This is a genomic window from Blastococcus sp. MG754426 (assembly GCF_021699055.1).
Lineage (GTDB): Bacteria > Actinomycetota > Actinomycetes > Mycobacteriales > Geodermatophilaceae > Blastococcus.
On sequence record NZ_SSXC01000181.1, the window covers coordinates 1 to 503 of the forward strand.

Annotated in this window: 1 protein-coding gene; it reads right to left on the reverse strand. The window is 76.9% G+C overall.

Going from position 1 to position 503, the window contains the following annotated elements; translation table 11 throughout:
• On the reverse strand, positions 1-503 hold a 503-nt coding region (locus E9549_RS22890), incomplete at both ends, for a hypothetical protein (protein ID WP_374201476.1).

Here is a 503-nt window from a genome sequence, read left to right on the forward strand (position 1 = left end):
GCTTCCTCGCGGCGCTTGTCCAGGGCGTCGGCGTCCAGCCGGGCCAGGGCGCGGCGCACCCGGGCGCGCAGCTGGGGCACGGTCAGCCGCCCGGCGTGGGGCAGGACGCGGCGCTCGACCTCGGCAACCACCTCGGGCCGGGCGGTGGACAGCAGGTCGACCAGGGCGCGCATCCTGCGCACGTCGATGCGCCCGGCGAACAGGGCGTCCCAGGTGCCGGGAAGCAGGGTGGTGAGCAGGATCGACTCGACGGCGAGGGCCTCGGCCTCGGCTTCGGAGCAGCTGCGGATCAGCGCCAGCTCGGTCACGAAGGTCTGGCTGACCTGGGCCAGCACCGTCGAGCGGCGCAGCCGGCTGTCGCGGCCCGGGCCACCCAGCGGGCCGAAGTCGCGGTCGCGTTCGATCGAGCGGCGGCGGGCGAGCGCGGCGATGGCCTCGGCGCGCTGGGCGGCGTGCCGGGCCTCGCGGGCGTCGGCGGCCCAGATGTCGGCGACCAGTTCCAG